The 18,452-nt window shown below is 64.6% G+C and carries 16 protein-coding genes and 1 pseudogene; 6 read left to right on the forward strand and 11 right to left on the reverse strand.

Annotation, left to right across the window (positions count from 1 at the left end):
• The first annotated feature begins 1 nt into the window (after position 1).
• From O7B34_RS16355 to O7B34_RS16365, 4 genes and pseudogenes are all read left to right on the forward strand, one after another.
• Positions 2-889, forward strand: coding sequence for a branched-chain amino acid ABC transporter permease (locus O7B34_RS16355; RefSeq protein ID WP_140750041.1), 888 nt, complete (start codon positions 2-4; stop codon positions 887-889).
• A gap of 22 nt (positions 890-911) precedes the next feature.
• Positions 912-1,883 (forward strand): branched-chain amino acid ABC transporter permease, encoded by a 972-nt coding sequence (locus tag O7B34_RS16360; protein WP_337141251.1) that lies wholly within the window; start codon positions 912-914, stop codon positions 1,881-1,883.
• A 42-nt stretch (positions 1,884-1,925) separates the two neighbouring features.
• A pseudogene (locus O7B34_RS32185) lies at positions 1,926-2,057 on the forward strand (ABC transporter ATP-binding protein); the annotation flags it as partial.
• A gap of 20 nt (positions 2,058-2,077) precedes the next feature.
• A complete protein-coding gene (locus O7B34_RS16365) occupies positions 2,078-2,998 on the forward strand; it encodes a LysR family transcriptional regulator (RefSeq protein ID WP_337147021.1) in 921 nt (306 codons plus the stop codon).
• Positions 2,999-3,090: 92 nt separating this feature from the next.
• Here O7B34_RS16365 and O7B34_RS16370 read toward each other — a convergent pair whose 3' ends face one another.
• The gene (locus O7B34_RS16370; RefSeq protein WP_337147022.1) at positions 3,091-4,038 is read right to left on the reverse strand and encodes a hypothetical protein; all 948 of its coding nucleotides are present in this window, start codon (positions 4,036-4,038) and stop codon (positions 3,091-3,093) included.
• 272 nt (positions 4,039-4,310) lie between these two features.
• Here O7B34_RS16370 and O7B34_RS16375 point away from each other — a divergent pair, with 272 nt between their 5' ends.
• The gene (locus O7B34_RS16375) at positions 4,311-4,994 is read left to right on the forward strand and encodes a glutathione S-transferase family protein (RefSeq protein ID WP_337147023.1); all 684 of its coding nucleotides are present in this window, start codon (positions 4,311-4,313) and stop codon (positions 4,992-4,994) included.
• 159 nt (positions 4,995-5,153) lie between these two features.
• On the opposite strand, the gene O7B34_RS16380 is transcribed toward O7B34_RS16375, so the two are convergent.
• The 7 genes from O7B34_RS16380 to O7B34_RS16410 form a co-directional block, all read right to left on the reverse strand.
• Positions 5,154-6,134, reverse strand: coding sequence for a 2-dehydropantoate 2-reductase (locus tag O7B34_RS16380; protein WP_337147025.1), 981 nt, complete (start codon positions 6,132-6,134; stop codon positions 5,154-5,156).
• A 67-nt stretch (positions 6,135-6,201) separates the two neighbouring features.
• The gene (locus tag O7B34_RS16385) at positions 6,202-7,722 is read right to left on the reverse strand and encodes an acyl--CoA ligase (RefSeq protein WP_337147026.1); all 1,521 of its coding nucleotides are present in this window, start codon (positions 7,720-7,722) and stop codon (positions 6,202-6,204) included.
• Positions 7,723-7,919: 197 nt separating this feature from the next.
• Entirely contained in the window at positions 7,920-9,506 is a 1,587-nt protein-coding gene (ggt, locus tag O7B34_RS16390; protein ID WP_337147027.1) for a gamma-glutamyltransferase, read from the reverse strand.
• Between the two features lie 42 nt (positions 9,507-9,548).
• Positions 9,549-10,349 carry an ABC transporter permease gene (locus tag O7B34_RS16395; protein WP_337140982.1) on the reverse strand — a complete coding sequence of 267 codons (801 nt, stop codon included), beginning with the start codon at positions 10,347-10,349 and terminating at the stop codon, positions 9,549-9,551.
• On the reverse strand, positions 10,346-11,272 hold the full coding sequence (locus tag O7B34_RS16400; RefSeq protein ID WP_337147028.1) for an ABC transporter permease: 927 nt from the start codon (positions 11,270-11,272) through the stop codon (positions 10,346-10,348). The genes O7B34_RS16395 and O7B34_RS16400 overlap by 4 nt, the downstream gene beginning before the upstream one ends.
• On the reverse strand, positions 11,269-12,354 hold the full coding sequence (locus O7B34_RS16405) for an ABC transporter ATP-binding protein (protein ID WP_337147030.1): 1,086 nt from the start codon (positions 12,352-12,354) through the stop codon (positions 11,269-11,271). The genes O7B34_RS16400 and O7B34_RS16405 overlap by 4 nt, the downstream gene beginning before the upstream one ends.
• A 74-nt stretch (positions 12,355-12,428) precedes the next feature.
• Positions 12,429-13,463 (reverse strand): ABC transporter substrate-binding protein, encoded by a 1,035-nt coding sequence (locus O7B34_RS16410; RefSeq protein ID WP_337147032.1) that lies wholly within the window; start codon positions 13,461-13,463, stop codon positions 12,429-12,431.
• A gap of 216 nt (positions 13,464-13,679) precedes the next feature.
• On the opposite strand from O7B34_RS16410, the gene O7B34_RS16415 reads away from it, so the two are divergent.
• On the forward strand, positions 13,680-14,381 hold the full coding sequence (locus O7B34_RS16415; protein ID WP_027142459.1) for a GntR family transcriptional regulator: 702 nt from the start codon (positions 13,680-13,682) through the stop codon (positions 14,379-14,381).
• An 18-nt stretch (positions 14,382-14,399) separates the two neighbouring features.
• On the opposite strand, the gene O7B34_RS16420 is transcribed toward O7B34_RS16415, so the two are convergent.
• The 3 genes from O7B34_RS16420 to O7B34_RS16430 all read right to left on the reverse strand — a co-directional run bounded on the left by O7B34_RS16420 (position 14,400) and on the right by O7B34_RS16430 (position 18,411).
• Positions 14,400-15,341, reverse strand: a complete 942-nt coding sequence (locus O7B34_RS16420) for an alpha/beta hydrolase (RefSeq protein ID WP_337147034.1) — start codon at positions 15,339-15,341, stop codon at positions 14,400-14,402.
• Positions 15,342-15,557: 216 nt separating this feature from the next.
• Positions 15,558-16,340, reverse strand: coding sequence for a carnitinyl-CoA dehydratase (locus O7B34_RS16425; protein WP_337147035.1), 783 nt, complete (start codon positions 16,338-16,340; stop codon positions 15,558-15,560).
• Complete coding sequence (locus tag O7B34_RS16430) at positions 16,333-18,411, reverse strand: acetate--CoA ligase family protein (RefSeq protein ID WP_337140976.1); 2,079 nt, start codon at positions 18,409-18,411, stop codon at positions 16,333-16,335. Before O7B34_RS16430 ends, O7B34_RS16425 begins: the two co-directional genes overlap by 8 nt.
• Positions 18,412-18,452: the final 41 nt, after the last annotated feature.

The following is an 18,452-nucleotide window of genomic DNA, read 5'->3' on the forward strand; positions in this document are numbered from 1 at the left end:
CATGACGATGATCTTCGGCATCCCCGTTCAGGCATTGCTCGGCCAGTTGCTGGTCGGCCTGATCAACGGCTCCTTCTACGCCATGCTGAGCCTCGGCCTGGCCGTGATTTTCGGCCTGCTGCGCGTCATCAATTTCGCCCATGGCGCGCAATATATGCTGGGCGCCTTCATCGGCTATCTCCTGTTCACCCATCTCGGCATCGGCTATTGGCCGGCGCTGATCCTGGCGCCGCTGATCGTCGGGCTGTTCGGCGTCGTGGTCGAGCGCCTGGCGCTGTCCAGGCTCTACGACACCGATCCGCTCTACGGCCTGCTCTTCACCTTCGGCCTCGCGCTCGTGCTCGAAGGCATCTTCCGTTACTATTACGGCGTGTCGGGAAACCCCTACGCCGTGCCGCCGCTGCTGGCGGGCGGCACCAATCTCGGTTTCATGTTCCTGCCCATTTATCGCGGCTGGGTGGTGGTCGCGTCGCTGGTCGTCTGCTTTGGCACCTGGGCGCTGATCGAGAAGACCAGGCTCGGCTCCTATCTGCGCGCGGCAACCGAGAATCCTCGCCTCGTCCAGGCCTTCGGCGTCAACGTGCCGTTGCTTTTGACCCTCACCTATGGCCTCGGCTCGGCGCTGGCCGGCCTCGCCGGCATCCTGGCCGCGCCCATCTATCAGGTTAGCCCGCTGATGGGATCGGATCTCATCATCGTCGTCTTCGCGGTGGTCGTGGTCGGCGGCATGGGATCGATCCTCGGCGCGATCGTCACCGGCTACATGCTTGGCCTCGCCGAAGGCCTGACCAAGGTCTTCTACCCCGAGGCCTCCAACCTGGTGGTCTTCGTCATCATGGCGATCGTGCTTTTGGTCCGGCCGGCCGGCCTGTTCGGAAGGGACGCCTGAGATGTCGGAAGAAACATCGGACATGGCAGAGCTTTCGCTCCGCGAGGCATCGGCCAACCCCTCGGCACGGCTTGAATGGGTGCTGGTCGGGCTCGGCATACTGGCGCTGCTGGCAGCCCCGTTCTTCGTCTACCCGATCTTCCTGATGAAGATGCTGTGTTTCGCGCTGTTTGCCTGCGCCTTCAATCTCCTGCTCGGCTACACCGGCCTCCTGTCCTTCGGCCACGCCACCTTCTTTGGCGGCGCCGCCTACTTCACCGCGCATGCCGTCAAGGTCTGGGGCTGGCCGCCGGAAGCCGGCATCCTGCTCGGCATGGCGGGCGCCGCACTGCTCGGCCTCGTCATGGGCTTTTTCGCCATTCGCCGGCAAGGCATCTATTTCGCCATGATCACGCTGGCGCTGTCGCAGATGTTCTTCTTCTTCTGCGTGCAGGCGCCGTTCACGCAAGGCGAGGACGGTATCCAGGGCGTGCCGCGCGGCGTCCTGTTCGGCGTCCTCGACCTCAATGCCCCGATGAACATCTATTATTTCGTGCTTGCCGTGGTCCTGCTCGGCGTCTTCGCCATCTGGCGCATCGTCAATTCGCCCTTCGGCATGATCCTGCGCTCGATCCGCGAAAACGAGAACCGCGCCATTTCGCTCGGCTATTCCGTAGCCAGCTACAAACTCGGCGCCTTCGTCATGTCGGCGGCGCTGGCCGGGCTCGCCGGCTCCCTCAAGGCGATCGTCTTCCAGTTCGCCACACTCACCGACGTGACCTGGCAGATGTCGGGCGAGGTCATCCTGATGACGCTTCTCGGCGGCATCGGCACCATGGTCGGCCCGATCATCGGCGCCAGCCTCGTCGTCGGCCTGGAAAACACGCTGGCCACCTCCGGCTTCCCGGTCACAATCGCCACCGGCCTGATCTTCATGGTCTGCGTGCTGGTGTTTCGGCGCGGGATTGTCGGGGAGGTTTACGCGCGGGTGCTCGGGCGGGCGGGGAAGGGGTGATCAGCTCCAGATCGGCGTTCCAAAGCTGATAGGTGCCGAGTCGTCTCGGCGCTCGACGTCCCGGTGCAGGCGCGCGTGCTCGACCTGTTGAAGCAGTTTCAGTTCGAATTCGGCGTTGCCTACCTCTTCATCTCGCATGATATGACGGTGGTCGAGATAATGTCATGCCGGCTGATATGCGGCGGAGACCGAGATTGAATCACTTTCTGGCGGAATTTGATGTTGGGCTGCTGCTGACCTTTGATGCCCTGCTCAAGGACAAGAACGTTACCCATGCCGCGACCCGCCTGAATATCACGCAGTCGGCGCTGTCGGCACGGCTGATGCGGCTGCGGCAGTTGTTGGGCGATCCGCTATTCATTCCCTCGACCTCTGGCCGGGGGATGGTTGCCTCGCCACACGCGCTGGCGCTTCAACCCGAACTGGCGCGGCTGCTTGAACAACTGAACGATTTTATCGGTACGGCCCGGGTGTTCGAGCCAGCGACCAGCAAGCGCGTCTTCCGCATCGCCGCCACGGACAACCCGGTGTCGATCCTGGCGCCAGACCTGATCCCGCTTGTCAAATCCGAAGCGCCCGGTGTCAAAGTGGCCTTCACAATGCCTAACAAGGCGAGGATCGCCGAGGACCTGGAACAAGGGGAGATTGACGTGTTCATCGGCGTTGCCGAGGATGGAGCGCAGGGGTTGATTGCGCGCAAGCTGTTCCAGGAGGATTTCGTCACAGCCCAGCGGCGCGGCCATCCACGGGGCAGTGGACCGCTCACCCTCGATGCGTTTTGCGCACTCGATCACCTTTTGATTTCAACCAGCGGCGGCCATTTTACGGGCATGATCGACAATGCCTTGGCCGATCTTGGGCGTGCGCGCCACGTCAGCGTCTCCGTCCAAAGCTATGCGCTGGCGCCGCTGATCCTGGGCAGCACAGACCTGATTTGTACCCTGCCGCGTCGGTTCTTGCAGCGGTTCGACGAGGTCCTTGACATCATCGAAGCCCCGCTTGAGCTGGCACCATTCGAGATGAACCTGTTCTGGCACCCGCGCATGAGCGCTGACGCCGCCCATGCCTGGCTGCGCAAGCAGGTTCTGCAGAGCGCGAGGTCTGGCCGCGGCTAGAGCATTTCCAGCAAAATTGCGAAGTGGTTTGCGTTCGCACTTTCGCTGGAAATGCTCAGGAAAGGCTGGGCAATGTGCCCGGCCCTGTTGTCCTAAAACTCCTGCAGCAGATAGTCGCCGACCTTGACCGCCTTGGGATCGAACAATGTGTCGAGCCGGGCGTTGAGAACATAGATGGCGTCGCCCGCTGTCGTGGCTGCGGTCGGCATGGAGAGGGCGCTGTTTTTCTCGCGCAGAATGGTCGCGGACCGCCAGCCATCGGTGGAGGTCAGTTCCACCGTGCGGTCGGCACCGAGGTTTTGTACCACCAGCAGGTGTTCTGCGTCGATCAGGTGGATGCCATCGGCGCCGACGAGCGCTTCGGGCAGCCTGACCGGTTTGATATCGGTCGGATCGGTCGTGCTGATCCGGAACAATTCGCCGCTATTGTACTTGCCGACCAGCAGGTAGCCGTCCTTGTGCCAGGCAATGCCATTCAGGTTGAAACCCTGCGAGGTCAGGAAAAGCGGGCTCTGGGCGAAGATCGAGGCCTTCCCTTTGGTATCGATCTTGTAGATCGATGGGGCGAAGCTGTCGGTTATGTAAGCATTGCCGTCGGCGTCGAGGGCAATGTCATTGGCAAAGTGCCTGCCTTCACGGAGGCTTCCCAGGTCGTAGTATGCTTTCGGTTTGCCCGTGGTGGCGTCGTAGGTGGCAATGGCCGCCAGCGTGCCTTGGGTGGCGGCGGCGGTGCGGGCGCCGGCGCCGGGATCGGAATTGGTAACCCAAAGCGTGTTTCTGGCGTCGTCCTCCAGAAGGCCGACCGTCGAGACCAGGCGGTCGTCGGCGATGAAGGGCGTATAGGCCCCGGCTTTATCGACTTTGGCGACGAGGCCCCGGGTTACCGAACCAACCAGAAAGACGTCCTGCTTCGCCGAGTAGGTGAAGCTCTCGGGATAGGACTGGTCCGAGCGGAAGGCGATATCCTGTGCGAAGGCGGGGCAGGCGAGGGCGAAAATGACGGCAGTCGCCGCGCTGGCCAGAAGATTGCGATGGATCATTTCGAGTTCCTTTCGATCATCAATGGCGGTGATCTAGGGGGTCTCCACGCGCTGCGGAAATTCCGATGCCCGATAGGACCCATCGATCGGTTTGATACCTTTCGACCTTGCGCCCGGGGCCTCGCGTGTCCACGGCAAGGAGGCACTCATCGCATCGATTGCACCAAGTTTCAGGATCGATTTGTGTTGCCGCCATGGCCCCGGCATGTTCAGCGCAGGCCATGATCGCGAACCAAATCCGGCCAGGCGACAGGCAAAACCGAGGACAACTGATGATCGATTTCTATTTTCATGCGACGCCCAATTCGATGAAGGTCGCCGTGCTGCTCCAGGAGCTGGAACTCCCCTTCGCCTTGAAGCCCGTGGATATTTTCAAGGGTGAACAGCATATGGCGGCATTCAAGGCCATTAACCCGAATGCCAAGGTTCCGGCCATCGTCGATGACGGCACCATCGTGTTCGACTCGCACGCAATCCTGCTCTATCTGGCCGGCAAGCATGGCGCTTTCTTGCCGGAAGTTCGCACCGAATACGCCACCATGCTGTCCTGGCTGCAACTGGTGGCGACGGGCCTCTCGCCATTCTCGGGCCAGGCGATTCACTTCATGCACTACGCGCCCGAGACGCTTCCCTATGCGATCAACCGCTATAGGAAGGAAGTCGAACGGCATTATGCGGTGTTCGACGAGCATTTGGGCCGATCCCGGTATCTGGCGGGTGAGGCCTACAGCATTGCCGACATGGCGCTCTGGGGCTGGGCCGCTTCGGCTGGTTTCATCTTCGGCGCCGATGGCTTGGCGGTGTACCCCAATGTCGAGCGCTTCATGTCTCAAATGGCGGCCCGCCCAGCCATTCAACGCGCCCTCGAGATGAAGGCTGCTCACAATTTCAAGCACGAGTTCGATGCCGAGTCCCGCAAGGCAATGTTTCCGCAGAACGAACAGCAGGCGGCCTGAAGGCCGGCGGCGGCATCGAGGTGCCGCCGCTAGGTTATCCATGGTCTGCAGCAAGGAATGATGCGGTCTGGCGGCCGGAGGTAGTCGTAGCGCGGAATAGGAGCGTTCAGCCGTAGTGCCGGCTTAACCACTCGCTCCGGCCATGCTGGATCACCACCCTCACCCGTAACACCGCCGCTCCACCGCCAGCCGCTTCACCAGCGCCAGCACCCCATCGATAGCCGGCGTTGGCTTCCCCACCAGCCGCCCAAGCTCCTGCACCGCGCCCGCCAGCGCATCGATTTCCATCGGGCGGCCGCGTTCCAGGTCTTGCAGCATCGAGGTCTTGTGCTCGCCGACGTCGCCGGCGCCCTTGATGCGGCGGTCGACGTCGATGGGGAAGCGCACGCCCAGGCTTTCGCCGATTGCTTGCGCTTCCAGCATCATGGTGCGGGCGAGGGTTCGGGTGCCTTCGTCGGCGACGATCGCGGCCAGCGTGCTGCCGGTCAGCGCCGAGATCGGGTTGAAGGAGAGGTTGCCCCACAGTTTTACCCAGATCTCGCCGCGAATGTCGTCGCGGACCGGCGCCTGCAGCCCGGCCTTGACCATCTCCCCGGCCAGAAGTGTGGCCCGTTCGCTCTTCTCGCCCGAGGGTTCGCCGAGCGAGAAGCGCCTGCCCTCGACATGGCGGATCAGGCCGGGCGCGTCGACCTCGACGGCGGGGTAGACCACCGAGCCGATGACGCGCTGCGGGCCGAGCCGTTCCCAAATCGAGCCGCCGGGGTCGACCTGATGCAGCCTGGTGCCTTCGAGCGCGCCGCCGGCCTTGTAGAAATACCACCAGGGAACGCCGTTCTGCATGGTGACAACCGATGTGTTCTCCCCAAGCAGCGGTGCGATCTGGTCGAGCGCGGGCGCGACGGAATGCGCCTTCAGCGCCAACACGACATAATCCTGCGCGCCAAGATCTTCCGCCTTGGCGGCGGCGCGGACCGGGGCGGTCGTCTCCTTACCGTCCTCGATCAGGCGCAGGCCATCTGCCTTGATTGCTTCGAGATGGGCGCCGCGGGCGACGATCGACAGGTCGGTGCGGCCGGCGATGGCCAGCTTTGCCGCGAGATAGCCGCCGATGGCGCCGGCGCCGAAGATGGTGATCTTCATCGTAGTGAGCCTTTGATTCTATGCATGTCGTTATCTCGGAACCGAGGACACTTCCAAGCGACATGCATTAGAGCCCGAGTTTGGCGGCCAGCCCAATGCGCTGCAGCTTGCCGGTCGCGCCCTTGGGGATCTCGTCCAGGATCAGCACCTTGCGCGGCACCTTGAAGTCGGCGAGCCGCATCGCGGCGTGGGCGCGGATATCGCCCTCGGTTGCGCTCATGCCTTCGCGCAGCACCACGGCCGCCGCCACCTCCTCGCCAAGCTTCTCATGCGGCATGGCGAAGGTCACCACCTGCGCCACCGCCGGGTGGTCCATCAGCACGTCGTCGACCTCGAGCGGCGAGATCTTCTCGCCGCCGCGATTGATGATTTCCTTCAGCCGGCCGGTAACCCTGAGATAGCCGTCAGCGTCGAGCACGCCCTGGTCGCCGGTGTGGAACCAGCCATGCGCGAAGGCCGTCGCGTTGGCGTCCGGGTTTTTCTCATAGCCTGACGTGACGTTGGGGCCGCGAATGACGATTTCGCCGGTCTCGCCGGCTTGCACCAGCCGGCCGTCCGGCGCCATGACGGCCACTTCGGGGCCGCCGGCCGCACCGACGCTGCCCGGCTTGCGCAGGCCCGGCGGCAGCCGGTTCGACGCCATCTGGTGCGCGGCCTCGGTCATGCCATAGGATTCGATGACGGGGCAGCCGAAGGTCGCTTCGAGTTCGCCCATCACTTGCGCCGGCAGCGACGCCGAGGACGAGCGGATGAAGCGCAGGCGTGCCGCCGCCAGCGCTTCGGCATTGCGCGCCGCGCGCGCCAGGATCGCCTGGTGCATGGTCGGCACGGCGGTGTACCAGCTCGGTTTGGCGTCGCCCAGCCACTGGAAGAAGCGCAGCGCGTTGAAGCCCGGCGTGCAGTAGATGCTGCCGCCCGATGCCAGCGACGACAGCACCGCCGCGATCAGGCCGTGGATGTGGAACAGCGGCATGATGTTGAGGCAGCGGTCATCCACCGTCAGGCCAAGCGTCGCGCCGATATGGCGGGCGGAGGCCGCGACATTGGCATGGCTGAGCGGCACCAGCTTGGGGCGTGAGGTGGTGCCCGACGTATGCAGCAGCAGGGCGATGTCGTCGTTCCCAGCCATGGCGGGCGCCGCTTGCTGGCCGACCGCCGCGCCCTTGATGGCAAAACTGCCGGCAGGCGCGTCTGGCGGCACGATGAGCCGCAGCACGCCGATGCCGAGGCGCCCGGCCACCGTCACGGCAGGGCCAGTCTCGTTCTCGGCGACGAGGATCGCCTTGGCACCGATGTCGGTCAGGTAGAAATCGAGTTCGTCGGCCCGGTAGGCGGGATTGAGGGGCGCCGTCGAGGCGGTGGCCGCCACGGCGACGAAGGCAGTTGCCATCTCAGGCCCGTTCGGCAGCACGATCGCCACCCTGTCGCCTCGGCCGATACCGAGCGCGTGCAGCCGTGTGGCCGTGGCTTTGATCAGCGCGCGCAGGCCGCCATGGGTGAGCGTGGGCCTGTCGGGCGCCAGGATTGCGGGCGCGGCATCGGCGCCGGCCACGAGGCGGCGGGAGAGGTCTGTGTGGGTCTGGGTCATGGTCACCGGCTATGTTTCAGACGAGTGCTTGTGAAAGTCCAGTCGACGTTGGCGCCGCCGCCGCTCCGTCTCGGCTTCGCCGAGCCACCATGCCGGGGCGAGCCACGGGTCTCGCCCGTCCTTCGGACCCCCCCACGTTGTGGGGGAGAGGAAACCCAGGTTTTCAAAGGTTGCGACCAATCATCCTGCCGTAAACCTCAATAGCCCAGCGCCATCCCGTCCTTGCGCGGATCCGACGCGCCGGTGAGCGTTCCCTTTTCCCAGTCGATCAGCACCGCCTGGCCGCCGCCGAGCGGATGGTGCGGCTCGGTGATGGTGTGGCCGCGCCGGCGCAGGCCTTCGATCGCCTCGGTGGGCACGTTGCGCTCCGCTTCCACCATGCCGTCGACGTAGAACACCCGGGGGGCGTCGAGCGCCTGCTGCGGGTCCATGCCGAAATCGATCATGTTGGTCAAAAGATGGACATGGCCGAACGGCTGGTAGCCGCCGCCCATGACGCCGAACGGCATCACCACGCGGCCGTTTCTCGTCGCCATGCCGGGCATGATCGTGTGCATCGGCCGCTTGCCGGGCGCGATGGCGTTGGGGTGCGCCGGATCGAGGCGGAAGCTCGAGCCGCGGTTCTGCAGCACCACGCCGGTCTTCGGACCGACGACGCCGCTGCCAAAGGAGTAATAGGTCGAGTTGATGAAGGAGACCGCGTTGCGGTCGCGGTCGACGATCGAGATGTAGACCGTATCGCTGCCCGGCAATTGGACGTCAGGCAGATGGGTCATGGCGCGCTCGCGGTCGATCTCGGCGCGCAGCCGCTCGGCATAAGCGGCCGACAGAAGCTCCCTCACGGGCACCGGGACACGGTCCTGGTCGCCGACGAAACGGTCGCGGTCGCGATAGGCCAGCCGCCCGGCCTCGATCTCCAGGTGCAGGCGCTCGGCGCCGTTGGGGTCGAGCCCGCCGAGCTTGAAGCCCGACAGCACGTTCAGCATCAAAAGCGCCGTCAGCCCCTGGTTGTTCGGCGGCATCTGGTGAATCTCATGGCCGCCATAGCTAACGCTGACCGGCGCCACATAGTCGCCTCGGGTCGTGGCGAAATCTTCGGCTGTGTGCAGTCCGCCCAATTCCTTGAGCCGGCGCACCATGTCGTCGGCGACCGCGCCTTCGTAGAACCCGGCGCGACCCTGTTTGGCGATGACGCGCAAAGTGGCGCCGAGTTCCGGCTGGCGGTGCACGTCGCCGGCCTTCGGCGCGCTGCCGCCGGCCAGGAAGATGCGTGCGGCATGCTCGTCGGCGGAAAGATCGGTCTCCGGGTCGGCCCAGTCGAAGGCGACGCGGTCGTGTACGACATAGCCGTTCTCGGCATAGTGGATCGCCGGCGCCAGCACTTCGGCCAGGCTCTTGCTGCCATGATCCTCGAGCAGCCGGCACCAGGCGTCGATGGCGCCTGGCACGGTGACGGGATGTGGCCCTTGGAGTGGGATGCGGTCGAAACCCTTTTCCAGATACCAGTCGACGGTCGCGGCGGCCGGCGCCCGGCCGGAGCCGTTGAAAGCCAGCACCTGGCTTTGTCCCTTGGGGCAGTAGAGGACAAAGCAATCGCCGCCTATCCCGGTCGATTGCGGCTCGACCACGCCCTGCACGGCGGCCGCACAGATGGCTGCATCCATGGCATTGCCGCCGGCGCGCAGCATCTCGATGGCCGCAAGCGTCGAGAGCGGGTGCGATGTCGCGGCAATCGCTTCCGTGGCACGAACCGGCGAGCGGCCGGGAAACTGGAAATCACGCATCTGGTCTGGATATCCTTGAGGCACTTGAGGGGTCCGATGAAATCAATGCCGGCGGCCGAAGATCTGCGCCAGCGACAACAGCAGGACCGAGAGCACGATCAGGCAAGTCGAGATGGCGGCGATGGTCGGGTCGATCTGGTCGCGCAGCGCGTTGAACATGCGGCGCGTCAAGGTGGTGGTCTCGCCGCCCGAGATGAACAGCGAGACGACAACTTCGTCGAAGGAGGTGATGAAGGCAAACAGCGCCCCCGAGACGATCGAGAAGCGGATCTGCGGCATCGTCACCTGCCAGAAGGCAGCGATGCGTCCCGCGCCCAGGCTGCGCGCCACGCGCTCCTGGTTCATGTCGTAGGAGCGCAGGCCCGACAGCACCGTCAGCACCACCAACGGCAGCGCCTGCACCGTATGGGCAATGACCAGGCCGGTCAGCGTGTTGTTGAGGCCGATGCGCGCATAGAGGAAGAAGGTGCCGATGCCGACCAGGATCACCGGGATGATCAGCGACGCCGTGAGCAGCGCGTTGATGGTGCCGTTGAAGCGCAGCGTGCCTCTGTTGATGGCGTAAGCCGCCGCGGTGCCGAGCGGCGTTGCCACCAGCGCGGTCATGACAGCGACCTTCACCGACACGATGGTGGCGTCGCGCCATTCCAGCGACTGGAAGTAGCTTTCGTACCAGCGCAGCGACCATTGCTGCGGCGGGAATTGCAGCAGCGTCGAATCCGAAAACGACATGATGACGATGATGACCGACGGCGCGATCAGGAACAACAGCACGAGGCCGCCGAGGCCGTAGAGCCACAGGCGTTGCCGGTGCGAGATCGGCAGGCCGATATCTCCGCTCATCGCGAACTCCATACGCCGGTGGCGCGCGCGCCGAGCAGCCACTGGAACAGACCGAGAAGCGCGAGCGTGACCACCAGCAGCACCACGCCGAGTGCCGCACCCGCACCCCAGTTGGAATAGAGGCTGGTGGTCTGTTCCATGCGCATCGCCCACATCACCACCTTGCCGCCGCCCATCAGCGCCGGCGTGACGAAGAAGCCTAGGCACAGCACGAAGACGATGACCACGCCCGAGGCGAGGCCGGGCAGCGACAGCGGAAAGAAGATCTGCCTAAAGGTCGCGGCCGGGCCGGCACCGAGATTCATGCCGGCGCGCAGGCAGTCGGTGTCGATGGTCTTCATCGAGGCGTAGAGCGGCAAAACGAGAAACGGCAGCAATATGTGCGTCATGCCGATGACCACGCCTGAAAAATTATTGGCCAGCGACAGCGGCTGGCTGATCACGCCGAGGTCGATCAGCCAGCTGTTGATCAGGCCCTTGCGCTGCAGGATCACCAGCCAGGCATAGGTGCGCACCAGCACTGACGTCCAGAACGGCAGGATGACGAAGATCAGGCAGATCGAGGCGGCCCGGCGCGGCAGCTGCGACAGCATGTAGGCCAGGGGATAGCCCAGCAGCACGCAGGCGCCGGTAACGATGAAGGCGACCTTGAAGGTGGTGATGAAGGTCCTGATGTAGGAGGCCTGCTCGAAAAAGCGTGCGTAATTGGCGGCGCTGAAGGCACCGGTCTCGTCGAACAGCGACAGCCAGAACAGCCAGCCGATCGGCACGATGATGATGGCGCAGACGAGGAACAGGCTCGGCGCCAGCAGCGCCAGCAGCCGCAGTGACTCCCGCCGCGCATCGGCGCGTAGCTCTTGCGCGTTCAGATCCTGCCCCGCCGGGCCGGCGATCTCTTTCAGCAGGGCGGATTGCGCGCTCATCCCTCGGCCGCCACCAGGATCGTGTCCTTGGCATCGAGGCCGAGCGTGATCGGCTGGCCGGGCGCCGGCATTCTGGCCAGCACATCGCTGCGGCAATAATCGCGCAGCGTCAGCTGGCGGCCGTCACTCAGGCTGGCATAGCAGACGAAACTGTCGCCCTGGTAGATGATGTCGCTGACCGTCGCATCTAGCACATTGATGCCGGTCGACGGCTCGTCCGCGGTGACCAGCCGTAGCTTCTCCGGTCGCACCACCATCAGATGCCGACCCGCCGGCGGTGTCGGTGCGCCGGTCTGGATTCGCCTGTCCTGATACCAGACCGACCCGTTGCGGCACTCGACGGGAATGAAATTCGATTCGCCGATGAAGCCGGCCACGAATTGCGTCTTCGGCGCGGCATAGAGGGTTTCGGGCTTGTCGAGCTGTTCGATGCGGCCAGCGTTCATCACGGCGATACGGTCCGACATGGTGATGGCTTCGCGCTGGTCGTGCGTGACATAGACCGTCGTCATGCCAAGACGGCGATGAAGCGCGCGCAATTCGATCTGCATATGCTCGCGCAGACCCTTGTCGAGCGCCGACAGCGGTTCATCCATCAAGACGATGCGCGGCTCGAAGACGATGGCGCGCGCCAGGGCCACGCGCTGGCGCTGGCCGCCGGAGAGCTGGTCGACGCGGCGCTCGCCCAAGCCCTGCAGCTTCACCAGCTCCAGCGCCTTCTCCACCCGCTGCGCCGTCTCGGCTGCCGCGACGCCGCGCTGCTTCAGTGGAAAGGCGATGTTGTGGAAGACATTCATATGCGGAAACAGCGCATAGTTCTGGAACACCATGCCAATGTTGCGCCTGTGCGGCGGCGTGGTGATGATCTCGTCGCCGCCGACCTTGATGCTCCCGCCATTGGCTCTGACGAAACCGGCCAGGATCATCAGCAGCGTCGTCTTCCCCGATCCGGAAGGCCCGAGCAGCGTCAGGAACTCGCCGGCTTCGACATCGAGATTCAGGTCGCGCAACACCGGCACGCTGCCAAATCGTTTCTCGATCCGGCGCATGCTGATCGGCAGCGCGGATGGTGCAATGGACAAGATCGTTTTCTCCTGGGCAGAGACTGAAGGAGCGGGGCGGCGCAAACGCCGCCCCGCAATGTCAGGGTTCCGGCCTATTGCTGGATCAGATTGTTGAACTTTTCCGTCGCCTCGACGAGGGTGTCGCGCCAGAACTCGGCATCCTGCAGCACCTGCTTCTTGACGTTTTCGGGCGCCGAGTTGATGTCCTTGATCCGTTCGGGCGGGATCTTGCCGGTCTCGAAGGCTTTCTCGTTGACCGGCCCATTGTCGACATAGAGCGGCAGATTGGCCTGCAGCTGCGGGCTGACGAACATCGCCAGCGCCTTCATCGCCGCTTCCTTGTTCTTGGCGCCCTTGGGGATGACCATGCAGTCGGCGGTGAGCACGCCCTGGTCGAACGAGAAGCTGACCGGCGCGCCTGCCTTCTTCAGGGTGCCGGCACGGCCGTTCCAGATGCTCGCCATGTCGACTTCGCCATCCTTCACCAGTTGCATGGCCTGGGCGCCGGAGGTCCACCAGGCATCGACATGGCCACGGATCTTGTCGACCGATTTCAGCGCCCCGTCGATGTCGACGGGATAGACCTTGTCGATCGGCAAGCCGGAGGCGAGTGCGGCGACGCTCAGCGTCTCCGTCGCCTGGCTGCTGCTCAGCGCGCGCCGTCCCGGGAATTTTTCCACATTCCAGAAGTCGGCCCATGTCTTCGGGCCCTTGTCGCCGAAGACGTCGGTCCGATAGATCAGCACGACGGAGGTGTAGGAAATGCCGACCCAGTCGTCATGCACCAGCTTGGGGTTGATGCCGCTCTTGTCGATGATGCCGTAATCCAGCTTTTCGAACAGCCCTTCCTTGGAGCCGCGCGCGCATTCGTCGGCGCCCAGCTCGGTGATGTCCCATTTGACGGCATTGCCGGTCACCTGCAGGCGCACGTCGTCGAGGCCGTTGGTGGTGTCTTCCTTGATGGTGATGCCGAGCGCATCGGCGGTCGGCTTGAAGAAGGCCTTGGTTTCCGCTTCCTGATAGGTGCCGCCCCACGAGGCGACGGTGATGGTGTCGGCGGCGAGGGCAGGCATTGCCACGGAGGCAATGAGGCCGGCTATCGCGAAAGTTCTAAAGTTCCTGTTCATTTCGGTTCTCCGACCGGTGTTCCCATTTGTTTTTGATTTGGCATGCGATTTTGTATACAATTTCAAATGTAGCCGAGAGATCGGTGTTGTCAACTCCGGCGAGCACGATCAATCCGAAGCGATGGGACGGTGCCGCAGGGCGTGGCAAATTGCGCCGACTGCGACTACAAACGAGGCAATGTCCGGCTAAAGCAGCCGGAGAACTGGGAACGGACCTTGGCCAAGGAAACAAAAAACACGCTGCGCGACTCGGTCTATTCCGCGCTCAAGGCGATGATCGTGACCGGCCAGATTCCGCCGGGCTCGCGCGTCACCGAAAGCGATATCGCGGCCAAACTCAATGTCAGCCGCACGCCGGTGCGCGAGGCCTTCAACCGGCTGGAGCGCGACGGACTGGTCACCGGCCGGCCGCGCCAGGGCTATGCCGTCACCGAGTTCGACATCAACATGTTCCGCGAGGCCTTCGACATCCGCGAACTGCTCGACGGCCATGCGACCGAACTGGCGGCGGCCGCCGCGACGGAGAAGGACAAGGCGCGGCTGCGTGCCATGCTGGCCGAGTGCGAGCGGCTGGCCGCCATTCCCGATCGCACGACGCGCGAAAAATTCCAGGAACTGGAGGTCGGCATCGATCTGCACCGCGTCATTGCCGAAATCAGCGGCAACGCGATGCTGCACGGCATGCTGTGCGGCATCCTCGACAAGTGCCAGCACTATGTCTGGACCGAACTCTTGTGGCTTGACGAATGGAAGATCGCCCGCGACGAGCATGCCGAGATCGTCGAGGCGATCTGCGCAAACGACGCTCGCCGCGCCGGGACGCTGGCGCGCGCCCATGTACGCGGTTCGCGTGAGAACGTGTTGCGCCTGCTGCAGGCCAAATCGGACTATCAGAGTTTTCTGGCCAAGGCCTCCTGAGCGGGACGGCCACAGCGCCTACCAGGTCCAGCCACCCTTTCCGAGCGTCGCCACCGCGTCGACGATGCGGGTGAAGCTCGCGCGGGCACGGCCGACGCTGTGGCGGGCCCTGAGATAGCCGTGCACCAGGCCGGGTTCCTCGAACCATATGGCGCGCCCGCCTGCCGCGACGATGCGGTCGCGATAGGCTTCGCCGTCGGATGACAGCGGGTCGCACTCGGCGGTCATCAGCACGGTCGGCGGCAGGTTGGCGAAATCGGCATCGGCCAGCGCCGACAGCGTGATGTCACCGGTCTGGTCCACGCCCCCGGTGCGGATGTGCTTGTAGAATTCAAGGTCGCGCACCGTCAGCATCGGCGCTTCGGCGTGTGTCACATAGGAGCCGCGCGAGCGATCGCCGCCGAGGCCGGGATAGATCAGCACCTGGCCGACCGGCTTTTTCGCATGGCCACGCGTCGCGTGTGCAACGGCGGCGCAAAGGTTGCCGCCGGCGCTGTCGCCGCACAGCACCACCGGGCGGTCGGAGCTCCCCGCGGCCCATTCGAAGGCGGTCATCGCATCGTCGAAAGCGGCTGGGTGCAGATGCTCCGGCGCCAGCCGGTAATCGACCGAGACCACCTCATAACCGGTGCGGCCGCAAAGCTCGGCGCAGACATCGTCGTGGCTGTCCAACCCGCCGAGGATGAAGCCTCCGCCATGGATGTAGAGCACCATCGCGGCCTCGTCCGGCGTCGCGTTGCGATAGATGCGGATCGGGATGTTGCTGGCAGGTGTGGCGATGGCGGTCGTCTCGGCTGTCACGCCTTGCGGATAGCCGGCAAAGAACTCCCGGCACATGCGATCATAGATCTCGCGCTGCCGCGCGATCGTGTAGTCGATCGTGTCGGGCGGATAATAGGAATTGGTCCGCTCGATGAAGGCCCAAGTCTCGGCGTCGATGAGTTTGGTGTAGTCGGTCATGAACGGAGACCGGACAGCAATGAACGCGCCCAGGCGCCCCCCTCTGGCCTGCCGGCCATCTCCCCCTCAAGGGGGGAGATCGGATGTCGTCTCGGCTTTCGCCAACCTCCAACGTTTCCGGAAGAGCGCTGTCGGCAAGACCGCCGATCTCCCCCCTTGAGGGGGAGATGGCCGGCAGGGCAGAGGGGGGTGCTTGGCGCCATCATCTCAGCAGCGTTACTTGCCCTTCCACACAGGCTCGCGCTTCTCGGCAAAAGCGCGAAAACCTTCCATACCGTCCTCCGACCCATAGAGCGCATCGACGGTCGGCAACTGCCGGCGCGTTACCTTGTTCATCGCATCCTGGAAGGTCAGCGATTCCGCCACGCGCGCCGTCTCCTTGATCGCTGCGAAGACCAGCGGTGGGCCGCTGGCGAGCAGGCGGGCGATCTCCCAGACGCGGTCCTCGAGCTTTTCCTTGGGCAGCACCTCGTTGACCAGGCCCCAGCGATGCGCCTCGGCGACATCCATCCAGCGGCCGGTGAGCAGCAGGTCCATGGCGACATGATAGGGGATGCGCTTCGGCAGCTTGATGGTCGCCGCGTCGGCGAGCGTGCCGGCGCGGATTTCGGGCAGGGCGAAGGAGGAATGATCGGAGGCATAGATGAGGTCGCAGGACAGCGCCAGCTCGAAGCCGCCGCCCACCGCCATGCCATTGACGCAGGCGATGACCGGCTTGTTCAGGTCGCGCAGTTCCTGCAGGCCGGCAAAGCCGCCGACGCCATAGTCGCCGTCGACCGCGTCGCCGCTGGCGGCGGCCTTCAAGTCCCAGCCGGCACAGAAGAACTTGTCGCCCGCGGTCCTGACGATGGCGACGTGCAGTTCGGGATCGTCGCGGAACGCCTTGAACGTCTCGCCCATCAGACGCGAGGTCTTCAGGTCGATCGCATTGGCCTTGGGGCGGTCGAGCGTGACCTCGAGGATGGTGCCTTCGCGGCGGGTCAAAATGACGTCAGACATTCTTGTTCTCTCCCAGCACCAGCAGCGCGTCGGCGATCCAGGCGCCCTTGCCTTCCGTGCAGACGATCAGCGGATTGATGTCGAGTTCCTCGATCTCGCCGGCATTCTCCTGCACGAAGCCGGCAATGCCCGCGATGGCGTCGATGGCGGCCTGGACGTCGGCCTTCGGCCGGCCGCGATAACCTTCGAGCAGCGGGAACAGTTTCAGCCCGCGCAGCGCGGCTTCGATATCGTCGCGGGTCGCCGGCAGCATCAGCGTGACGCTGTCGCGCAGCAACTCGACCAGCACGCCGCCGGTGCCCAGCGTCATGACAGCACCGAACATCGGATCCCGGGTGAAGCCGACGATCAGTTCGGCGACGCCGTCGCGCACCATGCGCTCGACATAGAGCCCGGTGCCGAGCGGCAGCAAGTCATGCGCTGCCGTGCTGACCGATTCGGCGTCCTTGAGGTTGAGCCTGACGGCGCCGACCTCGGACTTGTGGGTGACACCCAGCGCTTTCAGGGCGACGGGGAAGCCGAGCGCCATGGACGAGATCACGGCCTCGACCGCATTGCCGGCCCGCTCGCCCTTGGGCACGGAAAGGCCGGCCTTGATCAGCCGCGCCTTGGCTTCGGCTTCGTCAGGTGTGACGCGCGGCACGTCGGATGCGCCGGCAGCCCTCGTGTCGACCGGCTGTGCCTGCGGCTCGCGCCAGGCCCAACCGATGAAGGCCGCCGCCTGCGCGGCGTCCATTGCCTCGGAAATGCCGAACAGCGGCACCATGCCCCGCGCCATCAGTTCGGCGGTGTATTCCTCCGGCAGGTTCTCCGGCAGCGAGGAGACGATGGCGCCATGCGCCTTGTTGGTCTTCAGCGCCGATTCGAAGGCGCGCAGCGTCGCCCACCAGTCGGTTACCGAGCAGCGGTCGGGGCGCGGGAAGTCGAGTACCAGCATGTTGAGGTCGAAGCCGCCAGACACCATGGCGGTGAAGGTGGCCGTCATCGCCGGCTCGTTGTTCCAGATGAAGGTGTGGTAGTCCAACGGATTGGCCACCGCGACCAGCGGCCCGAGCGTCGATTTGACATGGGCGCGATGGCTGTCGGTCAGCACCGGGAAGTTGACCCAGCGCCCTTCGGCGCTGTCGGCCATGACCGATGCCTCGCCGCCCGAACAGCTCATCGACGAGAGCCTGTACCCAGGCAACGGGCCGGTGATGTGCAGCAGCTTCAGCGCCTCGATGAAGGCGGGGATGGAATCGACACGCGCGATGCCGAGCCGCTTCAGGAAGGCACCGGAAGCAGCGTCCGACCCGGCAAGCGAGGCGGTGTGCGAGACGGTTGCTTGCCGCGCCTGTTCGGAACGGCCGACTTTCATGGCGATGATGGGTTTTTTGAGCTCTCTCGCCCTGGCCGCCAGCCGCTCGAAGCCGGCTACCGAATCAAAAGCCTCGATGTGCAGGCCGAGCGAAGTCACCCGCTCGTCCTCGATCAGGCCAAGCGCCATTTCCGACAGGCCGGTCTGCGCCTGGTTGCCGGCGGTCATCAGGAAGGCGATCGGCAGGCCACGCTTCTGCATCGTCATGTTGATGGCGATGTTGGACGACTGGGTGATGATGGCGACACCCTTGCCGCCCTCGTCCAGCCTGATGCCGCCATGCTGGTCGGGCCACAAGAGCGCACCATCGGCATAGTTGATCAGGCCATAGCAATTCGGTCCGATGATCGGCATCTGGCCGGCGGCGGCAACCAGTTCGGCCTGCAGCCGTTCGCCATCCTCGTCATAGGCCTCGGTTTCGAGGAAACCGGCGGCAAAGCAGACGGCGCCGCCGGCGCCGCGCTCGGCGAGTGCCTTGATCACCTCGATGGTCAGGTGCCGGTTGACGCCGACAAAGGCCGCGTCCGGCGCGCCGGGCAGATCCGCGACCGACCGGTAGGCCTTGCGGCCGGCGACCTCGTCCTTGGTCGGATGCACCGGCCAGATCTCGCCGGCAAACCCCATCTTGATCGATTGCGCCACGACGGCGGCGGCCTGCACGCCACCGAACACGGCGATCGATTTCGGGCGCAGGAGGCGTTCGAGTTTATGCATGGTCATCTTTTCGTTTTGAGCGCGATCTCAGGACAAACGAT

The organism is Mesorhizobium sp. Cs1299R1N3 (genome assembly GCF_037179625.1).
GTDB lineage: Bacteria > Pseudomonadota > Alphaproteobacteria > Rhizobiales > Rhizobiaceae > Mesorhizobium > Mesorhizobium salmacidum.